General features: G+C 68.5%; 18 protein-coding genes. 14 read left to right on the plus strand and 4 right to left on the minus strand.

Annotation, left to right across the window (positions count from 1 at the left end):
• Positions 1 to 24 precede the first annotated feature (24 nt).
• The 4 genes from ACLQ3J_RS08965 (at position 25) to ACLQ3J_RS08980 (ending at position 5,341) form a co-directional block, all read left to right on the plus strand.
• Positions 25 to 720 (plus strand): rhomboid family intramembrane serine protease, encoded by a 696-nt coding sequence (locus ACLQ3J_RS08965; protein ID WP_296551729.1) that lies wholly within the window; start codon positions 25 to 27, stop codon positions 718 to 720.
• A 43-nt stretch (positions 721 to 763) separates the two neighbouring features.
• Positions 764 to 2,206, plus strand: a complete 1,443-nt coding sequence (locus tag ACLQ3J_RS08970) for an acyl-CoA synthetase (RefSeq protein ID WP_425902888.1) — start codon at positions 764 to 766, stop codon at positions 2,204 to 2,206.
• A gap of 208 nt (positions 2,207 to 2,414) precedes the next feature.
• The gene (locus tag ACLQ3J_RS08975) at positions 2,415 to 3,620 is read left to right on the plus strand and encodes a PucR family transcriptional regulator (protein ID WP_296551727.1); all 1,206 of its coding nucleotides are present in this window, start codon (positions 2,415 to 2,417) and stop codon (positions 3,618 to 3,620) included.
• Between the two features lie 155 nt (positions 3,621 to 3,775).
• Positions 3,776 to 5,341, plus strand: a complete 1,566-nt coding sequence (locus ACLQ3J_RS08980) for a substrate-binding domain-containing protein (RefSeq protein ID WP_425902889.1) — start codon at positions 3,776 to 3,778, stop codon at positions 5,339 to 5,341.
• Here the strand turns inward: ACLQ3J_RS08980 and ACLQ3J_RS08985 are convergent.
• Positions 5,310 to 6,644 (minus strand): amino acid permease, encoded by a 1,335-nt coding sequence (locus ACLQ3J_RS08985; protein ID WP_425903164.1) that lies wholly within the window; start codon positions 6,642 to 6,644, stop codon positions 5,310 to 5,312. The two genes, ACLQ3J_RS08980 and ACLQ3J_RS08985, sit on opposite strands and share 32 nt — an antisense overlap.
• A 77-nt stretch (positions 6,645 to 6,721) precedes the next feature.
• Positions 6,722 to 7,675, minus strand: coding sequence for a 2,3,4,5-tetrahydropyridine-2,6-dicarboxylate N-succinyltransferase (dapD, locus tag ACLQ3J_RS08990; protein ID WP_169621631.1), 954 nt, complete (start codon positions 7,673 to 7,675; stop codon positions 6,722 to 6,724).
• Positions 7,676 to 7,774: 99 nt separating this feature from the next.
• Between dapD and dapE the strand changes: the two genes are divergently transcribed.
• The 10 genes from dapE (at position 7,775) to ACLQ3J_RS09040 (ending at position 16,398) form a co-directional block, all read left to right on the plus strand.
• On the plus strand, positions 7,775 to 8,851 hold the full coding sequence (dapE, locus tag ACLQ3J_RS08995; RefSeq protein ID WP_169652602.1) for a succinyl-diaminopimelate desuccinylase: 1,077 nt from the start codon (positions 7,775 to 7,777) through the stop codon (positions 8,849 to 8,851).
• Positions 8,852 to 8,861: 10 nt separating this feature from the next.
• The gene (locus ACLQ3J_RS09000) at positions 8,862 to 9,671 is read left to right on the plus strand and encodes a TIGR00730 family Rossman fold protein (RefSeq protein WP_425902890.1); all 810 of its coding nucleotides are present in this window, start codon (positions 8,862 to 8,864) and stop codon (positions 9,669 to 9,671) included.
• On the plus strand, positions 9,665 to 10,231 hold the full coding sequence (locus ACLQ3J_RS09005) for a TIGR00730 family Rossman fold protein (RefSeq protein WP_425902891.1): 567 nt from the start codon (positions 9,665 to 9,667) through the stop codon (positions 10,229 to 10,231). Before ACLQ3J_RS09000 ends, ACLQ3J_RS09005 begins: the two co-directional genes overlap by 7 nt.
• A gap of 98 nt (positions 10,232 to 10,329) precedes the next feature.
• On the plus strand, positions 10,330 to 12,114 hold the full coding sequence (locus ACLQ3J_RS09010; RefSeq protein ID WP_425902892.1) for a long-chain-acyl-CoA synthetase: 1,785 nt from the start codon (positions 10,330 to 10,332) through the stop codon (positions 12,112 to 12,114).
• A gap of 52 nt (positions 12,115 to 12,166) precedes the next feature.
• Entirely contained in the window at positions 12,167 to 13,108 is a 942-nt protein-coding gene (gene folP, locus ACLQ3J_RS09015; RefSeq protein WP_296551724.1) for a dihydropteroate synthase, read from the plus strand.
• A complete protein-coding gene (locus ACLQ3J_RS09020; protein ID WP_169621636.1) occupies positions 13,105 to 14,022 on the plus strand; it encodes a glucosyl-3-phosphoglycerate synthase in 918 nt (305 codons plus the stop codon). The genes folP and ACLQ3J_RS09020 overlap by 4 nt, the downstream gene beginning before the upstream one ends.
• Positions 14,023 to 14,081: 59 nt before the next feature.
• On the plus strand, positions 14,082 to 14,531 hold the full coding sequence (locus ACLQ3J_RS09025) for a DivIVA domain-containing protein (RefSeq protein ID WP_169621637.1): 450 nt from the start codon (positions 14,082 to 14,084) through the stop codon (positions 14,529 to 14,531).
• Positions 14,528 to 15,157: a DNA-3-methyladenine glycosylase I gene (locus tag ACLQ3J_RS09030; protein ID WP_425902893.1), complete on the plus strand. Its 630-nt coding sequence runs from the start codon at positions 14,528 to 14,530 to the stop codon at positions 15,155 to 15,157. Before ACLQ3J_RS09025 ends, ACLQ3J_RS09030 begins: the two co-directional genes overlap by 4 nt.
• A gap of 97 nt (positions 15,158 to 15,254) precedes the next feature.
• A complete protein-coding gene (locus tag ACLQ3J_RS09035) occupies positions 15,255 to 15,422 on the plus strand; it encodes a DUF3117 domain-containing protein (protein ID WP_006554284.1) in 168 nt (55 codons plus the stop codon).
• Between the two features lie 88 nt (positions 15,423 to 15,510).
• Entirely contained in the window at positions 15,511 to 16,398 is an 888-nt protein-coding gene (locus tag ACLQ3J_RS09040) for a putative RNA methyltransferase (RefSeq protein WP_425902894.1), read from the plus strand.
• Here the strand turns inward: ACLQ3J_RS09040 and glgA are convergent.
• Complete coding sequence (gene glgA / locus ACLQ3J_RS09045; RefSeq protein ID WP_169652605.1) at positions 16,385 to 17,557, minus strand: glycogen synthase; 1,173 nt, start codon at positions 17,555 to 17,557, stop codon at positions 16,385 to 16,387. The two genes, ACLQ3J_RS09040 and glgA, sit on opposite strands and share 14 nt — an antisense overlap.
• A 65-nt stretch (positions 17,558 to 17,622) precedes the next feature.
• A complete protein-coding gene (locus ACLQ3J_RS09050; protein WP_296551716.1) occupies positions 17,623 to 17,961 on the minus strand; it encodes a metal-sensitive transcriptional regulator in 339 nt (112 codons plus the stop codon).
• Between the last annotated feature and the right edge of the window lie 99 nt (positions 17,962 to 18,060).

Genomic DNA, 18,060 nt, shown 5'->3' on the forward strand with positions numbered 1-18,060 from the left:
CCGGATCGCCGGTAGATTGAGCGCGTGAGTGCATCCGGCGACGACCCATGGCTGTGGGCGTTCTACGCTGCCGTCGTAGCGCTCACCGCCCTGGCCGCGATGCCCGATCCTCGCTCGTCCCGCGCGGCGGCGCGCGCGTGGTGGTGGCCCCCGCCGATGGCCGCCGTCGTGCTGTGGGGCGTGGTTGCGGTGGCGTCGGTGACGAGGCTGATCGTGCCGTCCCTGGTCGAGTTGTTCCGGCGTGAACCGGTCCGCACGCGCGACGGGGGACAGTGGTGGCGCGTGCTGACCGCGGGGCTGGTCGAGGACGGCGGTGTCGTCGTGACCGCCGCGAACCTTGTCCTGCTCGCGGTGGTCGCCATCGCAGCAGTGCGGATTTGGGGCTGGTACCGCGCGGCCGCGCTCTTCGTCGTCGGACAGATCCTGTGGGGACTGTTCACGACCTTCGTTTCTCCGTCGGTGGGTGCCGGCACCTCCGGCGCCACACTGGCCCTCGCCGCGTCGATCGCGGGGCTCTGGCCGGTGGTCGGGGCGCGGCGGCGATTGCTGCTGGCCTCCTCGGCCACATTTCTTCTCGGGGTGGTGCTCGTGGCGTTCGACGATGCCCACGGTGTCGCCGTGCTGATCGGGATGCTGCTCGGCGCCGTGCTCGGAACCGTGCTGCCGCCCCGGCGTCCGGCGGTGCTCAACTCGGGGTCGCTCGGCGGCGTCACGTCGTGACGAGAGTGCCGGTGCCGCCGGAAGGTATGGAATCCTGTCGCGTGTGTCTGCACTCCTCCGTTCGCTGAATCCACTGGCCGTCGCTCGCGGCGACGACATTCCCGACGCCGTCCGCATCGACGGCCACACCCTCTCCCGGAGCGACGTCCTCGGTGCCGGAACCGCGCTCGCGGCGAGGGTCGCGCGGGCCGAGCGGGTCGCGGTGCTCGCGCACCCCACCGCGAGGACCGTGGTCGCGATCGTCGGCTGCCTTCTCGCGGGGGTGACGGTCGTGCCGGTTCCGCCGGACTCGGGACCGGCGGAACTGTCGCACATTCTGAAGGATTCCGGCGCTCAGGCCTGGGTCGGCGCCGCTCCGGACACCCAGCACCCCGAGGTGCCGCAACTCCCGGTGCTCCCCGTGCGACTCCACGCCCGCGACTGGCACCACGTGCCCGAACCGTCGCCGCGTCGCACCGCGTTCGTGCTCTACACCTCGGGTACCACGGGTGCGCCGAAGGGCGTCCTGCTCAGCCGCGGCGCGATCGCCGCCGGGATCGATGCGCTCGCCGAGGCATGGGACTGGACGGACCGCGACACGCTGGTGCACGGCCTGCCGTTGTTCCACGTCCACGGTCTCGTGCTCGGGTTGCTCGGCCCGCTCCGGATCGGCAGCCGCCTGATCCACACGGGTACTCCCACCCCGGAGGCGTACGCACGCGCACGCGGCACCCTGTACTTCGGTGTTCCGACGGTGTGGTCGCGCATCGTGCAGGACGAGGAGTCGGCCCGCGCGCTGAGCGGTGCCCGCCTGCTCGTCTCCGGGAGCGCCCCGTTGCCGGTTCCGGTGTTCGAGAAACTGCGGGAGCTGACGGGCCTGACGCCCATCGAGCGGTACGGCATGAGCGAGACGATGCTCACCCTGAGTACTCGGGTGGACGGTGAGCGCCGCCCCGGGTGGGTCGGGACGCCGGTCGCGGGCGTGCAGACGCGACTGCGGGACGAGCACGGTGCCGACGTGCCGCACGACGGCGAGAGCATCGGCGTCCTGCAGGTGCGTGGGCCGATGCTGTTCGACGGCTATCTGAACCGGCCCGACGCGACGGCCGCCTCCTGGACCGAGGACGGGTGGTTCGTCACAGGCGACGTGGCGGTCGTCGATGGCGCCGGTTTCTACCGGATCGTGGGCCGCGAGTCGACAGATCTGATCAAATCCGGCGGTTTCCGGGTGGGCGCCGGAGAAATCGAGACGGTGCTTCTCGGCCATCCGTCGGTGGGGGAGGTGGCCGTGGTGGGCCTGCCCGACGCCGACCTGGGGCAGCGCATCGTGGCGTTCGTCGTCCCCGCGCCCTCGTGCCCGGCGGTGGACGAAGGCACATTGATAAGCTATGTTGCAGAACAACTTTCGGTTCACAAGCGCCCGCGCGAGGTGCGTGTCGTGGACGCGCTGCCCCGTAACGCGATGGGAAAGGTGCAGAAGAAGCAACTGGCGTCCGACGCCCCGTGACCGCCGGTCGTACAGCGTTTCGTGCGACTCCGGATCATAGAAAAGACGCCCCAGGGGTTGCGCATGCCGCGGTACGAGGCGGATTCTCTACTGCACGGTATATAGGTTTGTTACTTCGATGGGGGTTCGAGGGATGTCTGTAACGGATCAGATCCGTATAGCGGAGCACGGCCGGGGTGGCGGTCGTCAAAGCGAGGTTCCCAGATTCGTGGTCGACGGGAAGCCTGCGTCGGTACCGCTGCGAGATCTGCCCGCCGTCGCGCGCAAGCTCGTGGCGCACTTCGCCGACAATGTCGCGCCGTGTTCGCTGCGCCCTGGCGAGTCGCTGCGAGGCGACGTCACCGAGGTCACCGTCCGCTGTCTTCGTATCGCGATCCATCTGCTCGACGCCGGAGAGTTGCCGTCGGACTCGGATCTTGCCGACCTGCGCAGCAGCGCCGCGCAATGGGCACGCGCCGGGTTCCGTCTCGAATACATGCTGCGCATCTACCACGAGGGCATCCGCCTGGGCTGGGAACTCGTCACCGAGAAGGCCCGCGAGGGCGACGTCGCCGCGGTCGCCGACGCGTCACGGTTGTGGATGGCGCTCCTCGAAAAGGTCACGGTAGCCGCGACCACCGGGTTCGTCGCGGAACTCGACGCCATTCGGCGTGAACGCGATGTCGCGGCCCAGGAATTGGTGACCGCGCTGCTCAGCGGACAGGACGCGGCATCGGTCGCGCAACGCTCGGGTCTCGAGCTTGCCGACGGCTACACGGTTCTTGCAGTCTCGCTTGCGCGGCACCCCGACGAACGCAATCCCCACGTCCGGCCGGAGGTGGTGGCGCGCCGCACCCTGCGCCGCGTCGAGATCGAACTCGAAACGCTGTGCGAAGGCAAGCATCTGGCGTTGCTCGGCCCGGAGGGCGGCACCGTCCTGCTGCCCGGTTCGTCGGCTACCGCACTCATCGACGAGTTCCGGGAGCGGATCGGCACCGTCGCGGGGGTGGAGGTGACCGTCGCGCTCGTCCACGCGGAGGTTCCGGAGATCCCGTCGGCCGCGAAACAGTCGCACGAACTCCTCGATCTGGTGCGCCGCCTGGGCCGGCCGGCGGGGGCCTACAGCATCGCGGACCTCGCCCTCGAGTATCAGCTCACCCGGCCCGGCCCGGCGCGTAAGCATCTCGCCCGCGTGCTCGAACCGCTCGACGACGCCGCAGAACTCGTCGAGACCCTCGAGACGCACATCGCGCACGATCTCAGCCGGCAGCTCACGGCGCGCACGCTGCACGTGCACGCCAACACCGTCGACTATCGCCTCAAGCGGGTCGCGCAGCTCACCGGATTCGATCCCACCCGGCCGTCGGGCCTGCGGCAGTTGCAGGCCGCTCTGATCGCCCGCAGGCTCGAAGGGCTGTATCCCGAAGCGAGCTGACCTCACCGTCTCGTTACGCATCGGAAGTTCACCCGATACCATGTGGCCTAGTTCACACGGGTCGGGGTGGACGGCCGATCGTGGCGGGAGGGGAACACGTGACGGACGAACCCGGCGCGACGTCGCGGCGTCGGAGAAATTCCGATCGTGCGCGAATGGTTCTGGTGGGGATCGTGGTGGCGGCACTGGCCGTCGCGGCGCTGTCGTTCGTGTCGGGGCAATGGGGGATCGGATGCTCCACGACGGACGAGTACGCGCTTGCGGTGGCGCCTGCGCTGGCTCCCGCGGTCGGTGAGGCGCTCGCTCGTGCCGACACCGGATGCGCGGCCTTCGAGATCACCGCGGAGGAACCCGGCGACGTCGCGAGCAGACTGGGAACCGGGGCCGGCGCGCCCGACCTGTGGATCCCCGAAGGGGGATGGTGGGCGCGACGGGCCCAGGACAACGCTGCCGGTTCGGTGCGAACGATCTCGTTTCCGCTCGCGACGTCGCCACTGGTGCTCGCGGGTGCCCCGGACGCCGTGCCGGTAGCCCCCAACTGGCGGTCGGCACTCGGCCTCGCCGGCCTCGACCTCGGCAACCCCCTGCGCACGGGTACGGCAGCAGCCGTGATCCGGGCTGCCCTCGCCGAAACCGCCGACAACCCGGTCGCCGTGGGGACCGTGCGCTCGGCGCTCGCCGTGCACGCTCAGCGTGAGGGTGCACGCCGAGAGGAACCGCCGACCGGTCAGGCGGCACTCGAGCGCATCGAGGGCGACGACGTCATCGTGACCACCGAGCAGCAGGTGCAGGTGCACCGCCGGACCCGTGAGCGGGACCTCGACGTGTGGATACCGGAGAACGGCACCGTGATGGTCGACTATCCGATCGTGGTGACCGCACCCGACCCGGACCGCAACGCACGTGCGGCGCGCACCGGCGCGGCGCTCGCCGACGCGCTGCACGCGGCGGATGCGCGCGCGATCCTGTCGCGCGAAGGCTTCCGTGACGGAGTAGGACACGCACTGCCCGATATCCGCGGACTGGGAACCGTCCCGGTGCTCGAGCTTCAGGACGACGCGATCATGAGCGAGGCGATGCGAACCTGGACTCTGCTCGCGCTGCCGGTGCGCACCCTGATCGTGGTGGACGTCTCGGAGTCGATGCGGCGGCCGGTGGACGGCACCACTCCGCTCGAACTCGTGGCGCAGGCCGCGCGGGCCGCCGACGACGTGTTCCCTGACAGCGTGTCTGCCGGACTGTGGATGTTCGCCAGCGACATCGGCGTCCCGGGACGCGACTACGTGGAGATCGCGCCCGTTCGCCGCTTCGACACGATGATCGGAAGCGAGACCCAGCGCGAGATCGTGACCTCGCTCGACAAGTGGGTTCCCGACTCCACCGGCACCGGTACGGCGCTCTACGACACCGTGCTCGAGGCCTTCCGTACGGCTCAGGCCGGATACGACCCGAGAGCCGTCAACAGCGTGATCGTGGTGACGGACGGAGGGAACGATGATCCGGGCGGGATCGGGAAGGACGAACTTCTCGCCGCTCTGGGCCGACTCCGCGACCCCGCCCGGCCCGTACCGGTGCTGACCGTCGGAGTGACCGACACCGCCGACGGAGACGTTCTCGCCGAGATCGCGACGGCAACCGGGGGCTCGAGCTACCTGGCGGGCGACCCCAGCGAACTGGCCCAGATCCTCGTCAGTGCCTTGGCAGACCGAAGTCGTCGCTGACCCGTGCGTCCTGCCTGCGATGCCACAGGAAACCGAGTGCGGTGATGAACAGGAACAGGACGAACGTCGACGCGAGCTGAACGCGAGCGTTGCTGTCGGACAGCATCAGGGCGATGAAGCCGATCAGCATCGCCAGGGTGAACCAGCTCAGGTAGGGGAAGGCCCACATGCGCAGCCGCAGCGTTCCCTCTTCCTCGAACCGTCGCCGCAAACGCAGGTGCGCGACCACGATGAAGATCCAGATGGCCAGCAGCGCCGACCCGACAGCGTTGAGCAGGATCTCCAGCAGGGTGTCGGGCAGCAACCAGTTGAGCAGCACGCTCACGAAGCCGAAGAACACCGAGAGCAGAACAGCGTTGCGCGGAACACCACGGTGGGTGAGCTTGCCGAGGAATGTTGGTCCGTCGCCGCCACGGGCCAGCGAGTACGCCATCCGCGAGGTGCCGTACACGTTGGCGTTGAACGCCGAGAGCAGTGCGACCACCACGACGAGTTCCATGAGCCCGGATGCGTAGGGCAGGCCCGCGACGTCCAGCACCGCGATGAACGGAGACGTTTCGCCGCTCGCCGTGGTCCAGGGCAGGACCAGCACCATGATGGAGATCGCGCCGAGGTAGAACAGCGTGATCCGCCAGACCACCGTGCGCACGGCCACCGCGATGGACCGCTCGGGATCCTTGGACTCGGCCGCGGCGATGGTCACGATCTCGATGCCACCGAACGCGAAGGCGACCGCGAGCAGGCCGGCCGCGATTCCCGCCATGCCGTTGGGTGCGAATCCGTCGCCGTCGCCCAGCAGATGCTCGGTCCCCACCGGTTCGGTCCCCGGGAGCAGCCCGAACACCAGCAGGACGCCGATGATCAGGAAGCCGATGATGACAGCGACCTTGAGCGCGGCGAACCAGAATTCGAATTCACCGAAATTCGCGACCTGGGCGAGGTTGATGACCGCGAAGAAGCTCACGAACACCAGCGCGACCGTCCATTGCGGCACCCCCGGCAACCAGGATTGCACGATCGCCGACGCACCGGTGATCTCCACGCCGAGCACCATGATCAGCATGAACCAGTAGAGCCAGCCCATCGAGAAGCCGGCCCAGCGGCCGATACCGATGCGGGCGTAGTGGGAGAACGATCCGCTGACGGGCAGAGCAGCGCCCATCTCGCCGAGCATCCGCATCACGAAGATGACCATGATGCCGGCGAGAACGTAGGAGACGAGCACGGCCGGGCCGGCCGCCTGGATACCGACGCCGGACCCGAGGAACAGTCCGGCACCGATCGCTGAGCCGAGTCCCATCATCGTCAGATGCCGGACTTTCAGTCCGCTCCCGAGGTCCTCGGGATCGTCCGTTTGTGGAACTTGGCTCACTATCTTCCTCAGTCGTTGGCGTGCAGTGCGGCGTTCAGTTCGACGCCGGTGCCCTTGTTGGGCACGACCTCGACGGCACCGCTCACAGAGTTGCGGCGGAGCAGCAGGTTCGACGCTCCGCTCAGGTCCTTGGCCTTGACGACCGTGCCGTCCGGGCCCGTCACCTTGGTGCCGGCGGTGACGTACAGGCCGGCCTCGACGATGCAGTCGTCGCCGAGCGAGATGCCCACACCGGCATTCGCGCCGAGCAGGCAACGCTTGCCGACGGAGATGACTTCCTTGCCGCCACCGGACAGCGTGCCCATGATCGACGCGCCGCCACCGACATCGGAACCGTCGTCGACGACGACTCCCGCGGAGATCCGGCCCTCGACCATCGAGTTTCCGAGAGTGCCGGCGTTGAAGTTCACGAAGCCCTCGTGCATCACGGTGGTGCCGGAGGCGAGATGGGCGCCCAGTCGCACGCGGTCGGCGTCGGCGATGCGGACTCCCGTCGGCACGACGTAGTCGACCATGCGCGGGAACTTGTCGACACCGAAGACGGTGACGGGTCCGCGGATGCGCAGACGCGATCGGACGGTCTCGAAGTTCTCGACCGCGCACGGGCCGTAGTTGGTCCACACGACGTTGGCGAGCAACCCGAAGATGCCGTCCAGGCTCTGTCCGTGCGGCTTGACCAGGCGGTGGGAGAGCAGGTGCAGACGCAGGTACACGTCGTGCGTGTCGACCGGCGGCGCGGACAGATCTGCGATCGTGGTGCGCACCACGACCTGGTTCACGTCCCGCGCCTCGTCGGCGCCGGCAACGAGCGCCAAGTCGGACGGGATGTCGGTGCCCTCGAGCCGCACCGTTCCCGTTTCGGCGTATTCGCCCAGCGTGGGCGCCGGATACCAGGTGTCGAGAACGGTCCCGTCGGCCGCAATGTTCGCGATGCCTACTGCTGCTGCTCCGTGTGCACTCACGGTCGAGAATCGTACTTGAGCCCAGGATCGGGCCGATCAGGCCCTGGGAAAACCCGACGCGGCCCGCGCGGGAGACACCGTGCTCCGTATCGTTCACGTATGGCCGTACCGCACCTGGACCTGCATGCCGATCCGATCGAACTGACCGCCGCCCTCGTCGATATTCCGAGCGTGTCGCAGGACGAGACGCTCATCGCCGATGCGGTCGAGAAGGCGCTGCGCGAGCAGACCGACGGGTTCGAGGTCGTGCGCAGCGGCAACTGCGTGCTCGCCCGTACCCACCGCGGGCTCGGGAGCCGGGTGATGCTGGCCGGGCACCTCGACACCGTGCCCATCGCCGACAACGTGCCCTCCCGCCTCGACGGTGGCGTGTTGTGGGGCTGCGGCACCTCGGACATGAAGGCCGGCGACGCGGTGTTCTTGCATCTGGCGGCCACGATCGCCGACCCGGCGCACGACCTGACCCTGGTCATGTACGACTGCGAGGAGATCGCGGCGACCTACAACGGTCTCGGACGGATCGAGCGTGACCTGCGCGACTGGCTGGACGCGGACGTCGCGATTCTCGGCGAACCGACGGGCGGCGAGATCGAAGCCGGGTGCCAGGGCACGTTGCGGGTGCGGATCACGGCCGACGGTGTCCGCGCGCATTCCGCGAGGTCGTGGCTGGGGGAGAACGCGATCCACAAGCTCGCTCCGGTGCTCGAGCGGCTTGCACGCTACGAGGCGCGCTCGGTCGATATCGACGGGTGCGTGTACCGCGAGGGACTGTCGGCCGTGCGTATCGGCGGTGGCGTTGCGGGCAACGTGGTTCCCGACGCGGCCGAACTCGATGTGAACTTCCGATTCGCGCCCGACCGCAGTCCCGACGATGCGCTCGCCCACGTCGAGGAGGTCTTCGCCGGCCTCCCGATCACGATGGAAACGACCGACATGTCGCCCGGCGCGCTTCCGGGCCTGTCCCACCCGGCTGCGGCGGCCCTCGTCGACGCTGCCGGTGGCAAGTTCCGGGCGAAGTACGGCTGGACGGATGTGGCGCGCTTCGCGGCGCTGGGGATACCGGCGGTCAACTACGGTCCGGGCGACCCGAATCTCGCCCACAAGCGCGACGAGCACGTCGAGGTTCAGCGCATCACCGACGTCACCACCGTTCTGCGCGACTACCTGACGCGATAGCGTTGCCGTCATGCCCGGAGACAACAATTCTTCCTCCGATCGGGCCGGCTCGCGCGACGATGTCGTGCAGCGTGGCCCCGTTCAGTTGCGCGGCGAGCGCGCCCGCGACACCACGACCCGCGATCAGCGGTTGCTGGACCGGCGGGGCCCGTCCGATTGGGTGCATACCGACCCGTGGCGGGTGCTGCGCATCCAGAGCGAGTTCATCGAAGGTTTCGGAGCACTGGCCGAGGTGCCGCGCGCGGTGGCGGTGTTCGGTTCGGCCCGCACTCCCGTCGACCATCCCGACTACGAGGCCGGGCGGCGGCTCGGTGAAGCGCTCGTCGAGGCGGGGTACGCCGTGGTCACCGGCGGTGGCCCCGGGGTCATGGAGGCCGCGAACCGCGGCGCATGCGAAGCCGGGGGCTTTTCGATCGGGCTCGGCATCGAGCTCCCCTTCGAGCAGCGTCTCAACGACTGGGTCGATCTCGGCCTGAACTTCCGGTACTTCTTCGCGCGGAAGACGATGTTCGTCAAGTACGCACAGGCTTTCGTGTGCCTGCCGGGCGGCTTCGGCACCATGGACGAGCTGTTCGAGGCGCTCACACTCGTCCAGACCGGCAAGATCACCCGTTTCCCGATCGTGCTGTTCGGCACCGAGTACTGGTCGGGGCTGGTCGACTGGCTGCGGGCGACGATGGTGCGGGAGGGGAAGATCTTCGAGTCGGATCTCGATCTGCTGTCGGTGACCGACAGCGTCGACGAGGCGGTCCGGATCATCCGCGAGGCACATCGCGGCAACGAGGAGACCCTGCTGTTCGGAGAGGAGACGTCGTGGTGAGCGAACCGCGGCGGGTATCGGTGTGCGTGTACTGCGCGTCGGGACCGGTCGACCGCAAGTACCTCGAGCTCGCCTCGGCACTGGGAACGGAGATCGGCCGGCGCGGGTGGCAGCTGGTATCCGGCGGCGGCAACGTGTCGATGATGGGCGCTGTCGCCGAGGCGGCCCGTGAAGCGGGTGCGCACACCGTCGGCGTGATCCCCAAGGCGCTGGTGCACCGGGAAGTGGCGGACGTCGACGCCGACGAACTGATCGTCACGGAGACGATGCGGGAGCGCAAACGCATCATGGAGGATCGCGCCGACGCGTTCGTGACGCTGCCCGGCGGCATCGGCACGCTCGAGGAACTGTTCGAGACGTGGACCGCCGGGTACCTGGGTATGCACGACAAACCGGTCGTGATGCTCGACCCGCTCGGGCATTTCGACGGACTCCTCACGTGGCTCGAGTCGATGGTCGACACGGGCTTCGTGGCGCGACGCGCGCTCGACGGGCTTCACGTCACGTCCGATCTGGAGGACGCTCTGGACCGATGTGCGGAGTCGAGCGGGGAGCGCTGAGGGACCGAATCGACCATTCGTTCCCTACTCTCCGGTAAGTTCGGGAGGCGTTGCCGCCGTAGTCCCGACAGACCCGACGTCGCAGTGAGGATCCGCCAGTGAAAACCGCCCCCGCCGAGAGCACATCGACCATCTCCCTTCCCGGTCTTGTGGCCGCGCTGCCCGGGATGCTCCCCGACCTGCCGAGTCTGTTGCGCGGCGCGGTCGGGATGACCCGGAAGCCGACTGCGCGGGAGACCATCGGATCGGTGTTTCAGAAGCAGGCCGCCCGCCGGCCCGACAGCCCGTTCCTGCGGTTCGAGGGCGACACCCTGAGCTACGGCGAAGCCAACGCGCGGGTGAACCGCTACGCCAACGTCCTGACGGCGCAAGGTGTGCGCACCGGAGACGTCGTGGGCATTCTCATGGAGAACAAGCCCGAGGCGCTGCTGCTCGCGCTCGCCACCGTCAAACTCGGTGCCGCGGCAGGCATGCTCAACAACAACCAGCGCGGCGAGGTGCTCGAGCACAGCCTGTCGCTGCTCGACTCCCGCGTTCTCGTCGTCGACGAAGAATGCGCAGAGGCCCTCGAGACTCTCGACTCCGAACCGCAGGCCGGGTCGGTGATGCGTCTCGCCGAACTCGACGCACTCGCCGCGGACGCCGACTCGGCGAACCCGGCAGTGACGGAGACGCTCTCGGCGTCCGAGATCGCGTACTACATCTTCACCTCCGGAACCACCGGCTTGCCCAAGGCGAGCCGGATGTCCCATTTCCGCTGGCTCAAGTCCATGTCGGGACTGGGCAGTCTCGGTGTCCGGTTGCGCCGCAACGACACTCTCTACTGCTGCCTGCCGCTCTATCACAACAACGCGCTGACGGTCGCGCTGTCGTCGGTGCTCGGTGCGGGTGCGACCTTCGCACTGGGCAAGAAGTTCTCGGCGTCGAAGTTCTGGGAGGACGCCGAGCGCAACGGGGCGACGGCGTTCATCTACATCGGTGAGTTCTGCCGTTACCTGCTCGGGCAGCCCGAGCGCCCCGGCGATCGCGACCACGGCATCCGGCTGATGGTCGGCAACGGCCTCCGAGCCGAGATCTGGGACGAATTCACCGAGCGCTTCGGCATCGACCGGGTCGCGGAGTTCTACGGCGCGAGCGAATGCAACATCGCCTTCATCAACGCGCTCAACCAGCCGCGCACCGCGGGCGTATGCCCCTTGCCGTACGCGGTTGTCGAGTACGACCCGGAGACCGGTTCGGCCCGGCGAGACGCGAACGGACGACTGGTTCGCGTGGGGCGCGGCGAGGTCGGGCTACTGCTCGCGAAGATCACCGACCGTGCACCGTTCGACGGGTACACCGACCCCGACGCCACCGAATCCAAGCTCGTCCGTGACGGGTTCGGGGACGGTGACGTGTGGTTCGACACCGGCGACCTCGTCCGGAGCCAGGGCTACATGCACGTCGCGTTCGTCGACCGGCTCGGTGACACGTTCCGCTGGAAGGGTGAGAACGTCGCGACCACGCAGGTCGAGGGTGCGATCTCGTCGCACGACTCGGTTTCGGGTGTCGTCGTCTACGGCGTCGAGGTGCCGGGTACGGACGGACGCGCGGGCATGGCAGCAGTGACATTGAAGGAAGGCGCGGAACTGGACGGTGCCGCGCTCGCGGAGTCCCTGCATCGTTCCCTGCCGGGATATGCGGTCCCGCTGTTCGTCCGGGTCGTCGAGGAGCTCGAGTACACGTCGACGTTCAAGAGCCGCAAGGTGGACCTGCGCGAGCAGGGGTACACCGACATCGGGTCGGACGAGCTGTTCGTCCTCGCGAGCCGCAGCGAAGGCTTCGCGCCGATCTTCGAGGGGTACGTCGACGGGGTGGCACGAGGGGATCTGCCGAAGCCCTGAACGGGCCGGACACCGGGAGGGCCCGAATCGGTGCTCGTGTCAGGATGAAGGCATGAGCGGCTCCGCTGTCGATGTTCCCGAGCATCCGCCCGTCACACCCGGCGACGACGTCCCGACCCCTCCGGGACCTCTACCGCCGACGCTGTGCGGGCGTCCTGTCGCGACCGATCGCGCACTCGTCATGGCGATCGTCAACCGCACACCGGACTCGTTCTACGACCGCGGCGCCACCTTCAGCGACGACGCGGCGCTCGCGGCCGTCGACCGCGCCGTCTCCGAGGGTGCCGACCTGGTCGACATCGGCGGGGTCAAGGCCGGCCCCGGTGACGTGGTCGACACGGCGGAGGAAATCCGCCGCGTCGTCCCGTTCGTGGCTGCGATCCGCGAGCGGTACCCGGACGTGCTCATCAGCGTCGATACGTGGCGCAGCGAGGTGGCGCGTCGCGCGGTCGCCGAGGGCGCCGACCTCATCAACGACACATGGGCCGGGGCCGACCCGCAGCTCGTCGAGGTCGCGGCCGAACTCGGCGCCGGCATCGTGTGCTCGCACACCGGGGGCGCGATCCCGCGTACCCGGCCGCACCGGGTCCGGTACGAAGACATCGTCGCGCAGGTGACCGGCGAGGTCGTCGCGGCGGCCGAGAGCGCGGCGCGAGCGGGTGTCGCGACCGATTCGATCCTCATCGATCCCACCCACGATTTCGGGAAAAACACCTATCACGGGCTCGCTCTGTTGCGGGGCGTGGAAGTTCTTGTAAACAGCGGGTGGCCTGTGCTTATGGCGCTGAGCAATAAGGACTTCGTAGGCGAGACTCTGGGTGTCGAACTCGAAGACCGGTTGGAGGGCACCTTGGCAGCGACAGCATTGGCCGCAGCAGCAGGAGCGAGAATGTTCCGGGTACACGAGGTCGCGGCCACCCGCCGGGTGGTCGATATGGTGGCGGCCATCGCGGGCACACGTCCGCCGGCCCGCACAGTGAGGGGGCTGGCATGAGCGCACCGACTCGCATCTGGACAGAGGCGAACAGCTGGGACCAGCCGACATGGACCGTCGCCGAACTCGAACGGGCCAAGGCGGGACGCACCGTGACCGTGGTGCTGCCCGCGCTCGACGAGCAGGAAACCGTCGCGGGGGTGATCGACACCATCCACCCGCTGCTCGGCGGACTCGTCGACGAGCTCGTGGTGCTCGATTCCGGATCGACCGACGAGACCGCGGCCCGCGCGCGTGCCGCGGGAGCGCGCGTCGTCTCCCGCGAGGAAGCAGTACCCGGACTCGCCCCGGCACCGGGCAAGGGAGAAGTGCTGTGGCGGTCGCTCGCCGGCACATCCGGCGACCTCATCGCGTTCGTCGACTCCGACCTGATCAACCCCGATCCGGCGTTCGTACCGAAACTGCTCGGACCGCTCCTGCTCGGCGACGGCATCCATCTGGTGAAGGGCTACTACCGCCGTCCCCTCCGGGTCGCCGGGGGAGAGGACTCGAACGGGGGAGGACGCGTCACCGAACTCGTCGCCCGGCCGCTCCTCGCGGCCCTGCGACCCGAGCTGACCTGCGTGCTCCAGCCACTCGGGGGTGAATACGCCGGCACTCGGGAACTGCTCGAGGCGGTGCCGTTCGCGCCCGGGTACGGCGTGGAGATCGGGCTGCTGCTCGACACCTACGACCGCCTCGGACTGAACGCGATCGCGCAGGTCAACCTCGGTGTGCGTAAGCACCGCAACCGGCCGCTGTCCGAGCTGGGCGCGATGAGCCGGCAGATCGTCGGCACGATGCTCGGCCGGTGCGGAATCCCCGACTCGGGCGCACCGCTGACCCAGTTCCTCGTCGAGGGTGAGTCGTTCGTGTCGTTCGACACCGATGTGAACCTCGAGGACCGTCCGCCGATGAAGACCATCACCGGCTGATCTTCTTCGCACGGCCCGCCGACCTCGAAGCCGTCGGCGGGCCGTGCCAAGATCGGTACATGGTGACGGTTCTGGTGTACGTGGTCGTCATGGTGGTTGTCGGCGCCGTGCTGTTCTTCATCGCTTCCGCTGTGTTCGGCCGAAGCGAGGTTCTCGCGCCGATCCCGCCCGGCACGACGACGACGGTGCTCCCGGCAGCCGACGTCACCGGCACGGACGTGCGCGACCTGCGTTTCCAGCAGACGTGGCGGGGCTACAAGATGAGCGAGGTCGACTGGGCCCTCGACCGTCTCGCCCGCGAAATCGACGATCTGCGTGCCGAACTCGCACGGACCGCCGGAGAGCCGCTGCCCGGGGAAGACTCCGCGCCCGAGCTGCACGCGGCGCCCGAGAACGCCGCCGACATCGAGGACACCGCCGACACCGAGGACGACGGCGCCGGGGACGCGTCCGGCGACGAAGCGGTCACGGAGGAAGTCCGCGTCGTCGACCACCCGGAGAAGCCGTGAACGACGACGGACTCGTGCGGTGCCCGTGGGCTGTCGACCGCCCGGGGAGCACGATCTACCGCGACTATCACGACGAGGAGTGGGGGCGCGAACTCCACGGCCGCGACGCGCTGTTCGAGCGACTCGCCCTCGAGGCATTCCAGTCGGGCCTGTCGTGGCTGACGATCCTGCGGAAGCGAGCGGCGTTCCGTGAAGCTTTTGCCGGCTTCGACGTCGATGTCGTCGCCCGCTTCACCGAAACGGATGTCGACCGGTTGCTCGCGAACGCGGACATCATCCGCAATCGCCGCAAGATCGAAGCGACGATCGCGAACGCACGAGCGATCCTCGAACTGCCCACCGATCTCGACACTCTGCTGTGGTCGTTCGCGCCCGCACCCGCGCGGCGCGCGCGACGTCCGAAAAGTGTCGAATCGATTCCGGCGGTCACGGAGGAGTCCACCGCAATGGCCCGTGAACTGAAGCGACTCGGACTACGTTTTGTGGGCCCCACCACTGCATATGCGTTGGTGCAGGCCACCGGAATGGTCGATGATCATCTCGCCGGGTGCTGGGTGTCGCAGGCCCGAGAAGGGGCACGACCGGCCCTTACGGCGGAGTCAGCTACCCGACGCACACCGCAATAGGGAAGAATGGGATAGCGCGCATCATCGAGGTCGGTGGTGCAACCACACGGTAACCCACGCGCCCGGCGGTCGGGTGCAGATTTGGAGGGAGCAGAGGATGGCGGCCATGAAGCCCCGGACCGGGGACGGTCCCCTCGAAGCAACCAAAGAGGGACGAGGAATCGTCATGAGGGTTCCACTCGAGGGCGGCGGACGTCTGGTCGTCGAGCTCACGCCGGAAGAGGCTGCGGCCCTCGGCGACGAACTCAAGAGTGTCACCAGCTGATCGGCCCCTCTTCGGGCAACCCGGGCCCCGCGCTCCTCGGCGCGCGGGGCCCGGAGCTGTCCGTACCGGGAACGGGTGAGGAGTCCGCGTGCTCGATGCCGTCATAGACCTTCTCGCGTGCCCGCACTGCGACGGTTCGATGGATCTCGACGATGCCGCGGTGCTGTGCGAACGCGGCCACAGCTTCGACGTGGCGCGCCAGGGTTACGTCTCTCTGCTCACCGGATCCGCCACGCCGTTCACCGGCGACACCGCCGACATGATCGCGGCGCGCGGCGACTTTCTCGACACGGGGTATTACGACCCCGTCCGCACTGCCGTGGCGTCCGCGTGCACGAGTGCCGCCGGCGACGACTCCCGCATTCTCGAGGTCGGCGCCGGAACGGGCCAGTACCTCGCAACCGTCCTCGACGCCCTGCCCGCCGCGCGGGGCATCGGACTGGACGTATCCAAACCCGCCGTCCGGCGTATCGCGCGCGCTCACCCGCGCGCGGGTTCGGTGCTCGCCGACGTGTGGCGGCAGCTACCCGTGCGGTCGGGGTCGCTCACCCACGTGCTGTCGATTTTCGCGCCGCGGAACGCTGCCGAGAGTCATCGGGTACTCGCGCCCGGCGGTGTCCTCGTCGTGGCGACGCCCACGACGGAACACCTGCGCGAACTCGTGTCGCTGCCGGGGATGGTCAGCGTCGACGAGCACAAGACCGAACGGTTGTCGGCGGCGCTGTCGGGGTTGTTCGAGCGCACCGCGCGGATTCCCGTGCAGTTCTCCGCGGCGTTGCCGCGTCGAGCACTCGCGGACCTGACGGGAATGGGCCCCTCGGCCCATCACCTGTCCGCCCCGGAGCGCACGGACCTGCTGGCAGCGCTCCCGGACCCGTTCGAGGTCACCGTGTCCGTCACGGTGTCGACATGGACCCGGCGGGACGACGTGACGGTGCCCGGCGGGCACGGCGACACCGCTGTCAGGGGCGGTTGATCACACCCTGGTAGACCGTGAGGGTCTGCCGGGCGATCTGCGCCCACGAGAACTCGGAGATGGCGCGGTCACGACCTGCCCGGCCGTACTCGGCGGCACGGGCCGCGTCGCCGGCAACCTCGTTGAGGGCTGCGGCGAGTGCCCGCTCGTACGCCTGCGGCTCGTACGAGTCGTAGTGCACCAGGACGCCCGTGACGCCGTCCTGCACGACCTCCGGGATACCGCCCACGTCCGACGCCACCACGGCGGTCTCACACGCCATCGCCTCGAGGTTGACGATGCCGAGCGGTTCGTAGACGGACGGACACACGAACACGCGCGCGGCGGAGAGGATTTCCCGCACCGACTCGACGGGAAGCATTTCCTGTACCCAGAAGACGTTCCCGCGCGCCGCCTGGAGTTCGGCGACGGCACGTGCGGTCTCGGCGGCGATCTCGGGAGTGTCGGGGGCGCCCGCACACAACACCAACTGGATGTCGGGGTCGAGGTGATGCGCCGCGGCGATCAGGTGCCCGACGCCCTTCTGCCGCGTGATACGCCCGACGAAGGCGACGATCGGACGATCGGGATCGACCCCGATGCGCTCCAGCGCCGACTCGGTGCCCGGTTCGGCCGGGCCGGGATGCCACGTCGTCGTGTCGATCCCGTTGCGCACGACGTGCACGCGAGCGGGGTCGACGAACGGATAGGCGTCGAGGACGTCGAGCCTCATGCCTTCGCTCACCGCGATGATCGCGTCGGCGTACTGCACGGCGTTGCGTTCCGACCACGAGGAGATCCGGTAACCGCCGCCGAGTTGCTCGGCCTTCCACGGCCGGCGCGGTTCGAGCGAGTGCGCGGTCAGTACGTGCGGCACGTCGTACAGTTCGGCTGCCAGATGCCCGGCGAGACCGGTGTACCAGGTGTGCGAGTGAACGACGTCGACGCCCGCGGCCGCGTGAACCATGCGCAGCTCTGCCGACAGCGTCGTCAGAGCGGGATTCGCCCCTGCCAACGCGGGGTCGGGCGCGTGCACGGTCGCGGTGTCGCGGGGTGCGCCCATGCAATGCACGTCCACAGTGCACAGTCTCCGGAGCTGCGCGACGAGCTCGGTGACGTGAACACCCGCACCGCCGTACACTTCCGGCGGATATTCCCGCGTCATCATCGCCACCTGCATCGCCTCAAACTATCGGGCCGTTCGAGTTACAGCCAATCGATCCCCGCCGCAGGCGCGAATGCGGTTCAGGACTTCACGAGGCGCGCGATCGCGGCCGATGCTTCCGCCAGTTTCGCCTCGCCTTCCTCGCCTCCGAGTTTCGCGGCGTCCACGACGCAATGCCGCAGGTGATCGTCGATCAGGTTGAGTGCGAGGCCTTCCAGGGCGCTGGTCAACGCAGCGATCTGGGTGAGGATGTCGATGCAGTACTGCTCCTCGTCCACCATGCGGTGGATGCCCCGGGCCTGCCCTTCGATCCGCTTGACGCGCGCGAGATATTTCTTCTTGTCGCCGATGTAGCCGTGGGTGTGGCAGGAGCCGCCGTCCTCGGTGGTCTCGGTCACCGGGATAAGTGAGTCGTTCATAACACCCATTCTATACCCCAGAGGGGTATATACCCTGGCTGGACGTTGTGCGCTCGTGTCCGGAACCTCTCGCCGGGCGGGACGGAGATCACGCTTCGC

Source organism: Rhodococcus sp. DT1, from assembly GCF_049844875.1.
GTDB lineage: Bacteria > Actinomycetota > Actinomycetes > Mycobacteriales > Mycobacteriaceae > Rhodococcus.